We start from the raw sequence: 14,530 nt of genomic DNA on the forward strand, positions 1-14,530 counted from the left end.
TCAATGCGCGTCGTCGGGGGCAGGCTGAAGGGCCGCAATCTCGCTTCGCCTGCGGGCCGCGAGATTCGTCCGACCGCGGACCGGCTGCGCGAGTCCGTGTTCAACATTCTGATCCACGCCTACGACAATCCGATTGAGGACGCGCGCGTGCTCGACCTGTTTGCCGGCACCGGTGCACTTGGCATCGAGGCGGTCTCGCGCGGCGCCAGGTTCACGCTGTTCGTCGACAATGGCGCCGAGGCGCGGGCGCTGCTGCGCAACAATGTCGAGTCGCTCGGCCTCGGCGGAACGACCAAGGTCTATCGGCGCGATGCCACCGATCTTGGACCGGCGCATCCGGTCGAGCCGTTCTCGCTGGTATTTCTCGATCCGCCCTATGGCAAGGGGCTCGCTGAGAAGGCGCTCGCCTCGCTGCGCGACGGCGGCTGGCTCGTGCCGGGCGCGCTGCTCGTGGTGGAAGAGGCAAAGGCCGCGGCGTTCGCGGCGCCCGAGGGCTTCGAGGAGCTCGAGCGGCGGGCCTATGACGACACCGAGTTCGTGTTCTTGCGAGCTGTCACCGCAATCTAATGTGTCGTCCCTGCGAAAGCACTAGGGCATGCACATATCTCTGAGGCTCCATCCTGCTGCGACGGCCAGGAAGTATTCGAGGCCATTTTTGAAGGTGATGGGGCCTGGAGGTTTAGACGACGGGTAGCCGTCCCAACCGCCAAGGCGGCCGATGATCCAGGCTGCCCAGGTGAGGCTGTCGGGCGGATGTGGGTTTTTCAGTCGCTTGCTCCTGGCCTCGAGTTGCCGGTTGAGGGCGGCAAGCGCGTTGATCTCGTTGTCGTTGAAGGCAACGCGAATGGGCTGCTGACCGCCATCGCGCGCTTGCAGAAGCTGGATGGTGATGACGGCTGCCTTGGCGGCGATAGCGACCAGTTTGAGGAGACGATCGGCGGTTCCGATCTGGCTGTCTTCGAGCTTGAGGCCTTGCGTCTTCAGGACGCGGAAGAACTGCTCGATGATCCAGCGCTGCTTGTACCATTCGACGATACGCCAGGCGTCGTCGACGGTGGCGATCTCGTGAGAGGTGATCAGACGCCAGTGCAGCGGCTCTGCGCCGGGCCCGGCATTGATCTCGCACACGTCGACCACCGCCAGCGGCAAGCTTTTCGGCAAATGGCGCAGGAACTTGCTCTGCGGGCGGGCAAGCTCGATTGCGCCAAAGCGGAGTTCGAGATGGGCCTGACGTGCCGGTCGCGCCGCGCGCGCAGGCAGTTGGATCGCCCTCCGATCCACCACAGGCATGGCGTCGGTGGCCTCATACAGGCCGGTGCGGTCGGCAAGCTTGCGATCATGCATGCTGCGCGCGATGACATGGAAGTGCTGCTCGGCCGAGCTGGCATAAAGGGCAAAGATATCGCTCTCGCGATCACCGAGGACCGTCACCGTTCCGGCAGCGGTGAGCAGCGGCTTGGCCGCAATGGCGGTGGATATCCAGCGTTGCGATTCCTTGTCAGACAAGTCACGTGCGTCATGCGTCGTGGTGCGACGCCCCTGGCGCGTCCATACCTGCCCACTCAAAAGTCCAAGACAGCTGCCATCGTCGGCATCCACGGCCAGCAGCGGATGCAGCAGCACGCCGTGGTTATTGCCCTTGCCGATTTCGCCGAGCCCGCGCCGGCGTTGCGGCGTGGTGTTGAAGTGGATCTCGCTGGTGTCCTGGATCGCCAGCACATGGCGGCCCTCTACCGCGGCAACCGTGCTGTCGCCCCAGCTTTCGATGATCCGCTCCGCCGTCACCTTGTCGTGGCCGAGAAAGCGGTTGAACCGCACCTCCAGCGCACGATCACCCCTGGAAAGCCGCCGCAGGCAGACCGTCTTGCCCGCAACCATGCGTTCGACGAGCGCCGCCCCCCTTTATCGAGACGACGATCCCCGAACCGTCCTAACGTCCAGTCAATTCGTAACAACACCCGACACCCCCGTCCAACCTGGAGCGTCGCAATAGAAATCACACGGATCGCCGATTCTGGAATCCCCTGTCTCCATCCCGAGTCAATCCGCCGCACCAAATACGTGCATGCTCTAGGTGGTGTGGACTCTAAGGATTCCCTTTTAGGACCAAATCAGATTCAAGACTGCTTTTGGGGAGGCAGTCTTGGGCGTGATGGATCGTTTGGTTTTGAACGACGCGGCGTGGGAGCGGATGGCGCCGTTGATCATAGGCCGGCCGGACCAGAAGGGTTCGACCGGCCGCGACAATCGGATGTTCGTGGAAGGGGTGCTGTGGATCGTGCGTACGGGCTCTCCCTGGCGTGATCTTCCGGAAGCGTTCGGAGATTGGAACAGCGTGTTCCGGCGCTTCAGTCGATGGAGTGCCAAAGGCGTCTGGTGGCGGATTTTTGAGGCGATGTCTGATGATCCGGACTTCGAATATCTGATCGTCGATTCCACCATCGTCCGCGCCCACCAGCACGCTGCCGGGGCCAAAAAAGGGGGTCTGAAGATCAGGCGCTCGGCCGCTCGCGCGGTGGTCTGAGCACGAAGATCCATCTGGCCGTTCGGGGGTTGGGATGCCCCGTGCGGTTCACCCTCACCGCAGGCCAGAAGGGCGATGCACCGCAAGCCGCCGCGTTGATCGAGGGATTGCCTGCCGAGGTCGTCATGGGCGATACGGCCTATGACGCCGATCACTTGCGCCAAGCCATCGCTGCCAAAGGCGCGCTTGCCGTCATCCCCAACAACCCGTCACGCGCGCTCAAATATCCGCTCGACAAGCATCTCTATGCCCAGCGCCATCTCGTGGAATGCTGCTTCTCAAAGCTCAAGCAATTCCGCCGTGTCGCAACCCGCTTCGAAAAGACCGCTCGAAATTATCGGGCGGTCGTCACCCTCGCAGCCATCATTCTCTGGCTGCGGTAAGTGTCCACACCACCTAGTGCGAAAGCAGGGACCCACAACCACGAATGTGCATTGTGGAAGCGCGCTGGAGCCCCAGCCGTTGTCAACGGATGCATTCGTGGTTATGGGTCCCGGGTCGCGCTTCGCTTGCCCGGGACGACGGCGATAGAGACTACCTCCGCCCGAACAGCTTCTCGATATCGCTCAGCTTCAATTCGACATAGGTCGGGCGGCCGTGATTGCACTGGCCGGAGTTCGGCGTGTCTTCCATCTCGCGGAGCAGCGCGTTCATCTCTTCCGGCTTGAGGCGGCGGCCGGCGCGGACCGAGCCGTGGCAGGCCATGGTGGCGGCGACGTGCATCAGCCGGCGCTCCAGCGGCAGCGCCTCGTCCCACTCGGCCATGTGCTCGGCGAGGTCGCGCAACAGCCCGGCTGCGTTGGCCTTGCCGAGCAGCGAGGGCGTCTCGCGCACCGCGACCGCGCCGGGACCGAAGGATTCGATCGCAAGCCCGAACGACGCCAGCTCCTCGGCGCGGTCGAGCAGCTTCTCGACGGTCGCCTCATCGAGCTCGACGATCTCTGGGATCAAGAGGATCTGCCGCTGCACGCCGTTCTTCGCCAGCGAGGCCTTCAGCTTCTCATAGACGATGCGCTCATGGGCCGCGTGCTGGTCGACCACGATGAGGCCGTCGCGGGTCTGCGAGACGATGTAGGTCTCGTGGATCTGGGTGCGCGCGGCGCCGAGCGGCCGGTCGAGCAGGTCGGGCGCGGCCTCGAAGCGCACATCGGCGGTCGGCGCGCCGACGTCGAAGGCGGCCTGTCCCGGCTCCGCGAAGGCGGGCGCCGCCGCGCCGTCGAACGCGCGCATCGGACCAGTCGGATAGGACGGCGAGCCGCGCCAGTCCCAATTGCCCGGTCGCGGCGGCGTGAAGGCCGGCCGAAAGGCCGAGAGCGCCGTGCCATCGGCGGTGTTGGCCGCGGTGCGCCTGCCTTCGCGCGCAAGGCCTTCCTTCAAGGCGTGCACGATCAGCGCGCGCACCAGGCCGGCATTGCGGAAACGCACCTCGGTCTTGGCCGGATGCACATTGGCATCGACTTCTTGCGGGTCGCAGGTCACGAACAGCGCCACGACAGGATGGCGGTCGCGCGGCAGGTAGTCCGAATAGGCCGCGCGCACCGCGCCGAGGATCAGCTTGTCGCGCACCGGGCGGCCGTTGACGAACAGATATTGCCCGAGCGCATTGGCGCGGGTCAGCGACGGCGCGGCGGCAAAGCCCTCGACCACGACGCCCTCGCGCTCGGCACGCACCTCGATCGCACTGGCGCGAAAATCCGCACCCAGGATATCGCCGAGCCGGGTCAGCCGGCCGGCGGCGCCGGGCAGCGCCGCGGCCCAGGTGACCGGCGCGCGCTCTTCGCCGGCCAGCGTGAAGGCGATGTCCGGGCGCGCCATGCCGAGCCGCCGCACCACCTCGCGGATCGCCTCCGCCTCGGTACGGTCGGTCTTGAGGAATTTCAGCCGCGCCGGCGTGGCGTAGAAGAGGTCGTTGACCTCGACGCGGGTGCCCTGGCCGAGCGCGGCCGGCATGACCTCGGACTTCTCGCCGCCTTCGACCGACAGCGACCAGGCATGCGGCTCGCTGGCATGGCGCGTGGTGATGCCGAGCTTTGCGACCGCGCCGATCGAGGGCAGCGCCTCGCCGCGGAAGCCGAGCGTGCGGATGCGGAGCAGGTCTTCGTCGTCGAGCTTGGAGGTGGCGTGACGGTCGACCGCAAGCGCGAGGTCCGCGCGGGTCATGCCGCCGCCATCGTCGGTGATGCCGATCCGGCGCCGCCCGCCGCCATCGGTGAAAACGTCGATGCGGCTGGCGCCGGCGTCGATCGCGTTCTCGACCAGTTCCTTGACCACGCTCGCGGGGCGTTCCACCACTTCGCCGGCGGCGATGCGGTTGACGAGCTGTTCGGGAAGCTGGCGGACGGGCATGGATTGGACGTTCGGAGAGCGATTCGAGACTGGCCGTTACTATAAGTCGCCGCGCCGGCAAATGCATGGGACCGATATGGCGACCGGATGCGGGTTGGGGATGAGTCCGGCCTATCGCCTTGAAGACGCTTGGCTTCGGCGGCCGGCGCGTTACGCCCTACGTCCCGATTGTGGGGCCGCGCGCACAGGTATATCGTTTAGAAAAATTATAAGTTCTCGCCGGAGGAACGCCATGTGCCATCTTTTCGCGCATCAGCCGCAACGCGACTATGAATCGCAGACCCGATCGTTGCGGATCGACGGCCATTGCACCTCGATCCGGCTGGAAATGTCGTTCTGGGATACGCTGGAGGAGATCGCGGCCAAGGAAGGCATGACGCTGGCCAAGTTCCTCACCACCCTGCACAACGAGGTGCTCGATCATCACGGCGAGGTGAACAATTTCGCGTCGCTGCTGCGCTGCTCCTGCCTGATCTACCGCGCCAAGGCGAATGCGCCGGCGGTCGTTCCCGACTATCGCGCGCCGGCGGCGATCATGGACGCGGCGGAATAGCGTCAGCCGCAATCCATCGCGCAAAGAGAAAAGCGGCCTTGTCCAGTTGGGCAAGGCCGCTTCAGTGAGAGGGGAATTGTATTTTCTTGCTGGATCTCCTCGCTAAATCTCCTTGCGCTGCATCGCGCCGGCGATGTGGTCGGCTTGGCGGATCGCCAGCGACACGATCGTCAGCGTCGGGTTGCAGGCAGCACCGCTCGTGAACTGGCTGCCGTCGGAGACGAACAGGTTCTTGATGTCGTGGGTCTGGCCGAACTTGTTGACCACGCCGTCGCGCGGCTTCTCGCTCATCCGGTTGGTGCCCATGTTGTGGGTCGAGGGATAGGGCGGCGTCGGATAGGTGACGGTGGCGCCGACCGCCTCATAGACCGCGGAGCCCTGCTTGTAGGCGTGATCGCGCATCGCGACGTCGTTCGGATGATCGTCGAAATGCACGCTGGCGACCGGCATGCCGAACTTGTCCTTGATCTTCGGATCCAGCGTGATGCGGTTGGTCTCCTGCGGCATGTCTTCGCCGACCAGCCACATGCCGGCCATCCGCGGATAGCCCTCGATCGCGCTGGTGAAGCTGCGGCCCCAGGCGCCGGGATTGAGGAACGCGGCCATGAACGGCAGGCCGAGCGACAGCGTCTCCATCTCGTAGCCGCCGACGAAGCCGCGCTTCGGATCGTTCTTGGCCTCGTCGCGGATGATGCCGGCCATCGTGGTGCCGCGATACATGTGCACCGATTTCTCGAAGCTCGCATACACGCTGCCGGTCATGTGCCGCATGTAGTTGCGGCCGACCTGGCCGGATGAATTGGCGAGCCCGTCCGGGAACATGCTGGAGGCGCTGTTGAGCAGCAGTCGCGGGCTCTCGATCGAGTTGCCGGCGACCGCGACGACGCGGGCCTTCTGGCGCTGCATCGCGCCGGTCGCATCGGCATAGACCACGCCGGTGACCTTGCCGGACTGGTCGTGCTCGATCTTGATCACCATGCTGCCGGGGCGCACTTCGAGATTACCGGTGGCTTCGCCCTTCGGGATCTCGGTGTAGAGCGTCGACCATTTGGCGCCCGACTTGCAGCCCTGGAAGCAGAAGCCGATCTGCTGGCAGGAGCCGCGGCCGTCGCGCGGCTCGCTGTTGATCGCCATCCGCCCGGTGTGCACTTCCTTGTAGCCGAGTTTCTTCGCGCCGGCTTCCATCACCTTGAAATTGTTGTTGCCGGGCAGTCCGGGGATGCCGTTGGTGCGGGTGACGCCCATCTTGTCCTCGGCCTTGGCGTACCACGGCTCCATCTCGGCGAGCGTGATCGGCCAGTCGATCAGGTTGGCGCCGGGAATGCCGCCATAGGCCGATTTGATCTTGAACTCGTGCTCGTCGAAGCGCAGCGAGGCGCCGGCCCAGTGCGTGGTCGAGCCGCCGACCGCCTTCACGATCCAGGCCGGCAGGCCCGGAAAGTCCTGATGGACGCGCCAGCTGCCCGAGGTCGAGCGCGCGTCGGACCAGGCCAGCTGGGTAAAACTGTCCCATTCATCGTTGATGAAGTCCTGGTTCTCGATGCGCGGGCCGGCTTCCAGGATCACGACCTTGACGCCCTTCTGCGCCAGTTCATTGCCGAGCGTTCCGCCGCCGGCACCGGAGCCGACGATCACCACAACGCCGCTGTCATTCAGATCGAATTTTGCCATTGTTTCCTCCCGACCCGTTCAGACCTTCGGCAGCCAGTCGATATCGGCAAAGCCGCGCTTGATGTAGCCGCCATGCTCGGCGGAGGAGCCCTCATAGCCGAACCGCGGCCACGCCTCCTTGTTGTTGTAGATGGAGACGATGAGGTCGCCGCGGATCTTCTGGAAGAACGCGCTTTGCTCGATCTGTTGCAGCAGCGCGACGCGGTCGTTTTCCCAGGCGACCTGGACATAAGGCATCTTGTGGCGGTCGTTGGCCGCCTGATCGAGCCTCGTGACGCCGTCATTGATCAGCGACTTGACCGCGGGATCCTTCGCGGCCTTCTCATCCCACGGCTTGACCGCTGCGATGTAGTAGCTGTCGCCGAGGAAATCGTGCGGATAGATGTCGCGCGCCATCTTCAGCAGCGTCTTCATCGTGGCCGGCGTCAGCGTCGTGGCGCCTTCAGCCCATGCATCGGTGATGCCGAGCCCCGTCGAGGTCGCAATCGCGACTGCGGGTGCGGTAACGGCCGCGCCTTTGAGAAAGACACGCCGGTCATATTTGCTGCGTCGATCGATTTCTCTCATGGGTTCCTCCGTCAATTTTTATTTGTGCAATTGCCTTGTTGTCTGAGCATGCTCTTTTTGCTTGAGCATGATCCTGTCGGAAAACCGGCCTCCACTTTTCCGGATCATGCTCTAGCCGAAGCGCCCGCCGCGCTGGATCACCTCGATCTTGTAGCCGTCGGGATCGGAGACGAAGAAGAAGCGCGCCAGCGTCTTGCCGTCATGCTTGAAGTCGCGCAGCGGCCCGGGCGACAGTTTCTCCTTTTCGAAGCGCGCGTGCTCGGCATCGACGTCATCGACGATGACGGCGAGATGGCCGTAGCCGTCGCCGAGCGTGTAGGGCTCCTTGCGATCGAAATTGACCGTGAGCTCGACCTCGAAGGGCGAGGAGGGATGGCGCAGATAGATCAGCGCGAAATCGGGAAATCTCAGATTGTCGGCGATCTCGAGGCCGAATGCGCGCCGGTAGAAGTCGAGCGCCTTTGCTTCGTCGAGCACGCGGATCATCGAATGCACGGGTTTCGCCATTCAGTTCAGCTCCTTCAGATAGGCGATGATCATGGCGCGGGTTTCCGGCTTGGCCTGCCGGTAGGCCATCACGGCGCCCGGGATCACCTCCTGCGGATTGCTCAGCCAGGCATCGAGCCTGGCGTCGTCCCAGACGAAATCGGCCTTGCTGAAGCCCGCGGAATATTTGAATCCGTCGGCCTTGCCGGCGTGGCGGCCGACGATCCTGTAGAGCGACGGTCCCTGCCGGACGGCATCCGACATGTTGGTGGTGTGGCAGGTCGCGCATTGCTGCTTGAACAGCGTCGCCCCATCGGGCGGCTTGGCGGCGGGCAAGGGCATCTGCGCGGCGGCCATTTGCACTGCAAGCATTGCGCTGCAAAATCCCAGCCCCAACGTCCACCTTGCGCGCAGCTTTGTCATCTACACCACCGCCTCTGTGCCGTGACTGTAGGAGGCTGAAATCCGCCGTTGGTAGTAGCGGGCTGTTTCACAGCAGAACAAAGCTGGGCGATGATCTGGCGCGGAACCGGTGGTTGCCGCATATGCGGACGACAATTTCGCAAAATGACCGCGAAATCCCTGCACGATCACCACACGACGCAGCTTGCATCTCGCGTGCGCCGTTTGCGGAAAATGCAGTCTCGCGCGATGGGGTTCAGGGTCGGCGCTGCAAACGGCGCATGCCTGCGCCGCTCCTCCATCGTCAATTAAAATCCCAGGAGAAATGGATGACGTTTGCAAAAACCAGCGTGCTCGCCCTTGCCATCTCGGCCGCGATGGCCGGCCCGGTCCTGGCACAGGGGACGACTGCACCGGATACCCAGCTTCGCGGCGGTGCACAGGGCAGAGGTACCATGCAGCAGGGCGGCGGCATGTCCGGCAGCGGCGATGAGGAAATGGCGGCGCAACCAGGCGCGCCGACGCAGAAGAGTGGTGCCACCGCCAAGTCGGGCAGCAAGGGAACGGTCGGCAGCGGACGCACGGCACCGAAGTCGGGCGGTTCCGAGATGGCGCCTGCAACCAAGAAGTACTGAAGTACGAGAGCCTTCGCGGTTCTGATCAGTCAGAACCGAAGCTCAAGCTTCTTGTTCTGACGCGTTCCTTCGCGCGAACCGGCATCCGCTTCGCGCGAAAACGCGTCTGGTTACGCTGACCGGATCCCGGATGCAGCGCCGCGTGCGCTGCGTCCGGCGTTCCCTAAACGTCGACGTTCCCTAGTCGTCGAAACGGCGCGCGCCGCGTCCCGCCTTGATGTCGCTGCGGCGCTTCTTGCCCTCGAGCCGGCGCTGCTTGGAGCCGAGCGTCGGCTTGGTCGGCCGCCGCGGGGTCGGCCGCACCATCGCCTCCTTCAACATCTCGAGCAGCCGCTCGATCGCATCAGCGCGATTGCGTTCCTGGGTGCGAAAGCGGAAAGCGTGGATCACGATCACGCCGTCCTTGGTCATGCGGCTGCCGGCGAGCCGCGCCAGCCGCTGCGCGGCGTCCGCCGGCAACGCAATCTTGTTGGTATCGAAGCGAAGCTGCGCTGCGGTCGAGACCTTGTTGACATTCTGCCCGCCCGGACCGGAGGCGCGGACAAAGACGATCTCAATGTCGTTCTCGTCGATCGTAAGGTCGCGGGACACCCGCAGCATGACATCACCCGTGGAGGGAAGAATCGGCCGGCTGCAGGATAGCGGGTTTGCGCCGGGCGTGCTTCAGCTGCGTAGATGCAGCGTTGGGTACGTCTGAGAGCGCCGCGCGTGGCTTACCCCTCTCCCCACCCTCCCCCGCAAGGGGGGAGGGAGCCCTACCGCCTATACGTCCCTGACGGCCCGAGAATGAGCGGTAGTGTTTGCGGTGACTCGCTGTGAGGTGAGCACGCCTCTCCGGCTCCCTCCCCCCTTGCGGGGCAGGGCAATCGCATATGGAATGAACCGATTCTTCCGCGCCGTCATGGCCGGGACAAGCCCGGGCATGACGAGTTTGTGGGAACTCCGATTACCTCAAACGCCACATGCGATTGCCCTGCCTTGCGGGGGAGGGTGGGGAGAGGGGTGGCCGCAGCGGTGGTGCGTGTCAAGCGGCGGACGCCCGCCGAAACGCGTCAGTTGGCCTTCGGCGGCGCCGACACCGGCTGCGCCGCGGCTTGCGGGGCGCGGCCGACGATTGCGGTGAGCAGGCCGTTGCCCCAGAGCCGCTTGGCGACCCGCTTGGCATCGTCGAGCGTCACCGCGTCGACGATGGCGTTGCGCTTCTCGATGTAATCGATCGGCAGCTTGTCGAGCTGGTATTGCAGCATCGCCTGCGCGAGCTTGGAGGAGGTGTCGAGCGCCAGCATCTGCGAGCCCTTCAGGTAGGACTTCGCCTCGTCGAGCTCCTGCTGCGTCGGACCTTCCTCGGCGATGCGGCGGACTTCCGCTTCGATCGCATCGACGGTCTCGCCGGCGCGGTCGGCGCGGGTGCCGGTGTTGCCGATGAACAGCGCGGAGTGATCCATCCAGACCAGCGCTTCATAGATCGAGTAGGCCAGCCCGCGCTTCTCGCGCACTTCCTTGTAGAGCCGCGACGACAGTCCGCCGCCGCCGAGAATGTGGTTCACCACATAGGCCGCCATGAAGTCGGGATCGTGCCTGGCGATGCCGGGGCCGCCGAAGGTGACGACGGTCTGCGGCACGTCGAGCGGGACGAAGGCGCGCTGCGGCGGCCTGGTCGCCACGACGTCGGGGACGGGCGTCAATTCGGCCTTCGCCGGCAGGTCGCCAAAGGTCTTGTCCAGCAGCTTGCCGAGCGTGTCGGGATCGACGTCACCGACCACGGCAACGCGCAGCGTATCCTTGGCGATGATGCGGCGGGTGTAGTCTTTGAGATCCGGGATCTGGATGGTCGGCACGCTGTCGAGCGTGCCGGTGGCCGTTCTGGCATAGGGATGATCGCCGAATGCGAGCTCGAGGAATTTGCGGCCGGCGAGCGAGGACGGATTGGTCGATTCGCGGCGCAGATTGGCGATCACCTGGGCGCGTATGCGTTCGACGTCCTTCGGCTCGAAGTGCGGCGAGGTCAGCGCCATCCGCAACAGGTCGTAGGCTTCGTCCTTGTTGTCCTTGAGCATGCGCAGTGAGCCGCGGAATTGATCGCGGTTCGACTGGAAGCCGAGCTCGATGGCGCGGCGCTCGAGCCGCTCATGATAGGTCTTGGAATCGAGATCGCCGGAGCCCTCGTCGAGCAGGTCGGCGACCAGATTGCCGACGCCGGGCTTGCCGGGCGGATCCTGGCTGGCGCCGCCGCCGAAGGAATATTCCATTGCGATCAGCGGCACGGTCGCGTCCTGCACGAACCACGCCTCGATGCCGCCGGGCGATACCAGCCGCTGGATCTTGGCCGCGGCCTGCGAGGGCGCCGACGTCAGCGTCAGCAGCGCGGCGCAGGCGCCGCCGATCAGCGCCGCACGGCGGGTGAGGGAATAGATCACGAGCGCTTCTCCTCGCGTTTCGGCGCAGTATCCTTGATCAGATAGCCGGTCACCGACCGCTTCTTGTCGAGCCAGCTGGCGGCGGCAGTGCGCACCTGCTCGGCGGTGACGGCGCGAATGCGATCCGGCCAGCTGCGGATATCCTCGATGCTGAGCCCGGTGGTCAGCGCGCCGCCATACCAGCGTGCCAGTGTCGCCTGGTTGTCCTGGGCGTAGATCGCCTCCGCGATGAGCTGGGTCTTGACCCGTTCGAGATCCTCGGCGCGCGCCGGGTTCTGCGCGAGGTCGGCGATCACCTTGTCGATCGCGTCCTCGATCTGCGCGAACTCGACGCCGGGTTTCGGCGTCACCGAGATCGAGAATTGCGACGGATCGAGCGAGGTGCCCTGGTAGCCGGCACCGGCCGAGATCGCGAGGCCCTTGTCGATCACCAGCGAGCGATAGAGATAGGAGTTGGCGCCGCCGCCCATCAACTGTGCGAGCACATCGAGCGCCTGGCTCTCGCCCGCCGCCGCCGTCGTCGCCGACGGCACCAGGTAATAGCGGCGCAGGCTCGGCTGTTCGACGCGCGGATCCGACAGCGTCACGGTGCGCGGCGCGGCAGGCGTCGGCTCCTGCGGCCGGACCCGCTTCTCGGGGATCGCATGCTGCGCCGGGATCGGGCCGAAATTCTTCTCGACCAGCGGGCGGACATCCTTGACGTCGACGTCGCCGGCGATGACCAGGATCGCGTTGTTCGGCGCGTAGAAGCGACGGTAGAAGGCGAGCGCATCCTCGCGGTCGAGCTTCTCGATCTCCTGGTGCCAGCCGATCACCGGCCGGCCATAGGGATGGTTGAGATAGAGCGCGGCCATGATCTGCTCGGCCAGCCTTGCATCCGGGTTGTTGGCAACCCGCATGTTGAACTCCTCGAGGACGACATCGCGCTCGGGCAGCACGTTCTCGTCCTTGAGGATCAGGCCGGTCATGCGGTCGGCCTCGAACTCCATCATGGTCGGCAGCTGCTCGCGCGGCACGCGCTGGAAGTAGCCGGTGTAGTCGACCGAGGTGAATGCGTTCTCATTGCCGCCGACGCGCAGCACGGTCTGCGAGAACTCGCCCGCCGGATGCTTGGCGGTGCCCTTGAACATCAGATGCTCGAGGAAATGCGCGAGGCCCGATTTGCCGGGCGTCTCGTCGGCCGAGCCGACCTTGTACCAGATCATCTGCGTGACCACCGGCGTGCGGTGGTCGGGGATCACCACGACCTGCAGGCCGTTATCGAGCGTGAAACTGGCGGGGCGTTCCGAGGTGACGGTGGTCTGGGCGCGGAGGCTGGCACCCGGCAGCGGGATGGTGGAAACAAATGCGGCAGCGAACAGGGCGATCGATCGGCGAGAGCGCATCATGGTCCTTATGAAAGCCCGGACACACAGCCGGGGCGCGAAAGCAAGCCATCGTACACGGTCGTTGCCGTGCCCATGGTCACGAAGCGGAGAGACACCCGCCGCCCCGCATTAAGCTTTGCTCATGTCAGCCTTCGCCCGCGGAGGCCAAGCGTCACTGCACCGGTTTTCCGGTCATGACGTCGTACTGGCCTTCCTTCGCCATCGGCGCCTGCGGGCCGGTGCCGTAGGCATAGCCAGCGGACGGCGTCTGGTAGCCCGGAGGCGGCTCGGTCAGGGAATCGCGCGTCGGCTCGCCCTTGAACGGCTTGGACTCGCTGCTGTTTCCCTTGAACATGCCGAGCAGGCCGCCGGTGTAACCGAGCTGGCTCGGCATCAGCGATGGATTGGTGCTCACGCCGGGCTCCAGCGGCTCCTTGCGGCCATCGGTGGCCGTCTGCTGCTTGCGGCCGGCCTCGATCTCGGCCGGCGTCAACGCCACCGCCGACTGCCACGGCTCCTTCTTGACTTCCTTCTTGCGCGCCGCGATCGCAGCCTTGCGCGCGGCGATATCGGGGTCCTTCGGCCAGTTCGGCGCGTTGACCTGGGCGGTCGATGCCGGCGGGGGCAAATCCAGCTTCGGCGGCACCACCAGCGGCGAGCGCTCGCGGTAGTCGATGCCCTTGCTGGCCGCGCTCTTGGCGCCGAGCCCGGTCATCAGATTGTCGACGATCCGCTCTTCGAAGGTCAGGCCGTCGTCGCCGTCATCCTCATCGTCGCCGGCGCGCACTGGGCCGGCCGTCATGACAAGGCCGATCCCGGCTGCGACGAATGCCAGGCGCAGGCCGCGCATCAGCGGCAGCCGGGACGTCTCGATCAGGTAACCGCGGGCTTTGGTGTTGCGCATCGCGCCATTCCCATCTCAAAATTCGCCAAAGCGATCACTGGCTTAGGCACAGTTCCGCTTGACACAGGTGTCGACCGCTGACCGGCTCGTATCGGCCGGGATCAGGGCGCTTTTACGGCGGGGGTCCCCACCACAGAATCATACAATAGGGCTGCCACGCCAGCAACGATGGCTACATCGGCAAGGTTGAAGATGTACCAATTGAAGGTTTTTCCCCCGATCTCGGCATGAAGCAGGGCAAAATCGACCACCGCGCCGTAGGCGAAGCGGTCGATGCCGTTCCCGATGGCACCGCCGATGATCAGGCCGAGCGACACCGTCGCGAGCCAGGTCCGCGACCGCGCCATCCAGATCGCCAGCGCGATCACGGCCGCGGCCTTGATCACCATCAGCAGGATCTGGGCCGCCGGGGTCTCGCTCTGGAACCAGCCGAAACTGATCCCGGGATTCCAGGCGAGCACCAGGTCGAAGAACGGCGTCACGGTCACCGGGGCGTGGTGCGCGATGTCGAGGACGTGGAGCAGCCAGAGCTTGGAGGCCTGGTCGGCGATCAGGGTGATGATCGCCGTGATCACGCCGGTGCGGAGGGGAGGGGTCATCGGCTTGCCGCCAATGGCGTCGTCCCGGCGAAGGCCGGGACCCATACGCCGTGCCGGGT

The 14,530-nt window shown here is 65.1% G+C and carries 14 protein-coding genes and 1 pseudogene; 4 read left to right on the forward strand and 11 right to left on the reverse strand.

Annotation, left to right across the window (positions count from 1 at the left end; genetic code table 11):
• Positions 1-3: 3 nt before the first annotated feature.
• Positions 4-567 (forward strand): 16S rRNA (guanine(966)-N(2))-methyltransferase RsmD, encoded by a 564-nt coding sequence (gene rsmD / locus XI02_RS08875; protein ID WP_172648536.1) that lies wholly within the window; start codon positions 4-6, stop codon positions 565-567.
• Positions 568-588: 21 nt separating this feature from the next.
• On the opposite strand, the gene XI02_RS08880 is transcribed toward rsmD, so the two are convergent.
• Positions 589-1,878 carry an IS4 family transposase gene (locus XI02_RS08880; RefSeq protein WP_018269112.1) on the reverse strand — a complete coding sequence of 430 codons (1,290 nt, stop codon included), beginning with the start codon at positions 1,876-1,878 and terminating at the stop codon, positions 589-591.
• Between the two features lie 313 nt (positions 1,879-2,191).
• Here XI02_RS08880 and XI02_RS08885 point away from each other — a divergent pair.
• Positions 2,192-2,907: pseudogene (locus tag XI02_RS08885) on the forward strand (IS5 family transposase).
• 151 nt (positions 2,908-3,058) lie between these two features.
• Here XI02_RS08885 and mutL read toward each other — a convergent pair.
• On the reverse strand, positions 3,059-4,870 hold the full coding sequence (gene mutL, locus XI02_RS08890) for a DNA mismatch repair endonuclease MutL (RefSeq protein ID WP_194483390.1): 1,812 nt from the start codon (positions 4,868-4,870) through the stop codon (positions 3,059-3,061).
• Positions 4,871-5,102: 232 nt separating this feature from the next.
• On the opposite strand from mutL, the gene XI02_RS08895 reads away from it, so the two are divergent.
• Positions 5,103-5,423 (forward strand): ribbon-helix-helix domain-containing protein, encoded by a 321-nt coding sequence (locus tag XI02_RS08895; RefSeq protein WP_069278853.1) that lies wholly within the window; start codon positions 5,103-5,105, stop codon positions 5,421-5,423.
• Positions 5,424-5,525: 102 nt separating this feature from the next.
• Here the strand turns inward: XI02_RS08895 and XI02_RS08900 are convergent, their stop codons facing one another.
• The 4 genes from XI02_RS08900 to XI02_RS08915 all read right to left on the reverse strand — a co-directional run bounded on the left by XI02_RS08900 (position 5,526) and on the right by XI02_RS08915 (position 8,489).
• On the reverse strand, positions 5,526-7,094 hold the full coding sequence (locus tag XI02_RS08900; protein ID WP_172648534.1) for a GMC family oxidoreductase: 1,569 nt from the start codon (positions 7,092-7,094) through the stop codon (positions 5,526-5,528).
• 18 nt (positions 7,095-7,112) lie between these two features.
• The gene (locus tag XI02_RS08905; RefSeq protein ID WP_172648533.1) at positions 7,113-7,661 is read right to left on the reverse strand and encodes a gluconate 2-dehydrogenase subunit 3 family protein; all 549 of its coding nucleotides are present in this window, start codon (positions 7,659-7,661) and stop codon (positions 7,113-7,115) included.
• Between the two features lie 111 nt (positions 7,662-7,772).
• Positions 7,773-8,168 carry a VOC family protein gene (locus tag XI02_RS08910; RefSeq protein ID WP_069278856.1) on the reverse strand — a complete coding sequence of 132 codons (396 nt, stop codon included), beginning with the start codon at positions 8,166-8,168 and terminating at the stop codon, positions 7,773-7,775.
• Positions 8,169-8,489 carry a cytochrome c family protein gene (locus XI02_RS08915; RefSeq protein ID WP_244981161.1) on the reverse strand — a complete coding sequence of 107 codons (321 nt, stop codon included), beginning with the start codon at positions 8,487-8,489 and terminating at the stop codon, positions 8,169-8,171.
• Between the two features lie 389 nt (positions 8,490-8,878).
• Here XI02_RS08915 and XI02_RS08920 point away from each other — a divergent pair, with 389 nt between their 5' ends.
• Positions 8,879-9,184: a hypothetical protein gene (locus tag XI02_RS08920; RefSeq protein WP_038388017.1), complete on the forward strand. Its 306-nt coding sequence runs from the start codon at positions 8,879-8,881 to the stop codon at positions 9,182-9,184.
• 180 nt (positions 9,185-9,364) lie between these two features.
• Here XI02_RS08920 and arfB read toward each other — a convergent pair whose 3' ends face one another.
• The 5 genes from arfB to lspA all read right to left on the reverse strand — a co-directional run bounded on the left by arfB (position 9,365) and on the right by lspA (position 14,471).
• On the reverse strand, positions 9,365-9,784 hold the full coding sequence (gene arfB, locus XI02_RS08925) for an alternative ribosome rescue aminoacyl-tRNA hydrolase ArfB (protein WP_172648532.1): 420 nt from the start codon (positions 9,782-9,784) through the stop codon (positions 9,365-9,367).
• A gap of 452 nt (positions 9,785-10,236) precedes the next feature.
• Positions 10,237-11,601: a pitrilysin family protein gene (locus XI02_RS08930; protein ID WP_172648531.1), complete on the reverse strand. Its 1,365-nt coding sequence runs from the start codon at positions 11,599-11,601 to the stop codon at positions 10,237-10,239.
• Positions 11,598-12,989, reverse strand: a complete 1,392-nt coding sequence (locus XI02_RS08935) for a pitrilysin family protein (protein ID WP_172648530.1) — start codon at positions 12,987-12,989, stop codon at positions 11,598-11,600. The genes XI02_RS08930 and XI02_RS08935 overlap by 4 nt, the downstream gene beginning before the upstream one ends.
• Before the next feature lie 151 nt (positions 12,990-13,140).
• Positions 13,141-13,872: a hypothetical protein gene (locus tag XI02_RS08940; protein WP_172648529.1), complete on the reverse strand. Its 732-nt coding sequence runs from the start codon at positions 13,870-13,872 to the stop codon at positions 13,141-13,143.
• Positions 13,873-13,973: 101 nt separating this feature from the next.
• On the reverse strand, positions 13,974-14,471 hold the full coding sequence (gene lspA, locus XI02_RS08945; RefSeq protein WP_026192258.1) for a signal peptidase II: 498 nt from the start codon (positions 14,469-14,471) through the stop codon (positions 13,974-13,976).
• Positions 14,472-14,530 lie beyond the last annotated feature (59 nt).

This window comes from Bradyrhizobium sp. CCBAU 21365 (assembly GCF_015291305.1).
GTDB lineage: Bacteria > Pseudomonadota > Alphaproteobacteria > Rhizobiales > Xanthobacteraceae > Bradyrhizobium > Bradyrhizobium elkanii.

Coding starts and splice junctions, on each gene's coding strand:
- lspA (WP_026192258.1), bottom strand. CDS start 14,471: ATGACCCCTCCCCTCCGCACCGGCGTGATCACGGCGATCATCACCCTG.
- XI02_RS08880 (WP_018269112.1), bottom strand. CDS start 1,878: ATGGTTGCGGGCAAGACGGTCTGCCTGCGGCGGCTTTCCAGGGGTGAT.
- arfB (WP_172648532.1), bottom strand. CDS start 9,784: ATGCTGCGGGTGTCCCGCGACCTTACGATCGACGAGAACGACATTGAG.
- XI02_RS08940 (WP_172648529.1), bottom strand. CDS start 13,872: ATGCGCAACACCAAAGCCCGCGGTTACCTGATCGAGACGTCCCGGCTG.
- XI02_RS08915 (WP_244981161.1), bottom strand. CDS start 8,489: ATGCCCTTGCCCGCCGCCAAGCCGCCCGATGGGGCGACGCTGTTCAAG.
- XI02_RS08935 (WP_172648530.1), bottom strand. CDS start 12,989: ATGATGCGCTCTCGCCGATCGATCGCCCTGTTCGCTGCCGCATTTGTT.
- XI02_RS08900 (WP_172648534.1), bottom strand. CDS start 7,094: ATGGCAAAATTCGATCTGAATGACAGCGGCGTTGTGGTGATCGTCGGC.
- XI02_RS08895 (WP_069278853.1), top strand. CDS start 5,103: ATGTGCCATCTTTTCGCGCATCAGCCGCAACGCGACTATGAATCGCAG.
- XI02_RS08910 (WP_069278856.1), bottom strand. CDS start 8,168: ATGGCGAAACCCGTGCATTCGATGATCCGCGTGCTCGACGAAGCAAAG.
- XI02_RS08920 (WP_038388017.1), top strand. CDS start 8,879: ATGACGTTTGCAAAAACCAGCGTGCTCGCCCTTGCCATCTCGGCCGCG.
- mutL (WP_194483390.1), bottom strand. CDS start 4,870: ATGCCCGTCCGCCAGCTTCCCGAACAGCTCGTCAACCGCATCGCCGCC.
- rsmD (WP_172648536.1), top strand. CDS start 4: ATGCGCGTCGTCGGGGGCAGGCTGAAGGGCCGCAATCTCGCTTCGCCT.
- XI02_RS08905 (WP_172648533.1), bottom strand. CDS start 7,661: ATGAGAGAAATCGATCGACGCAGCAAATATGACCGGCGTGTCTTTCTC.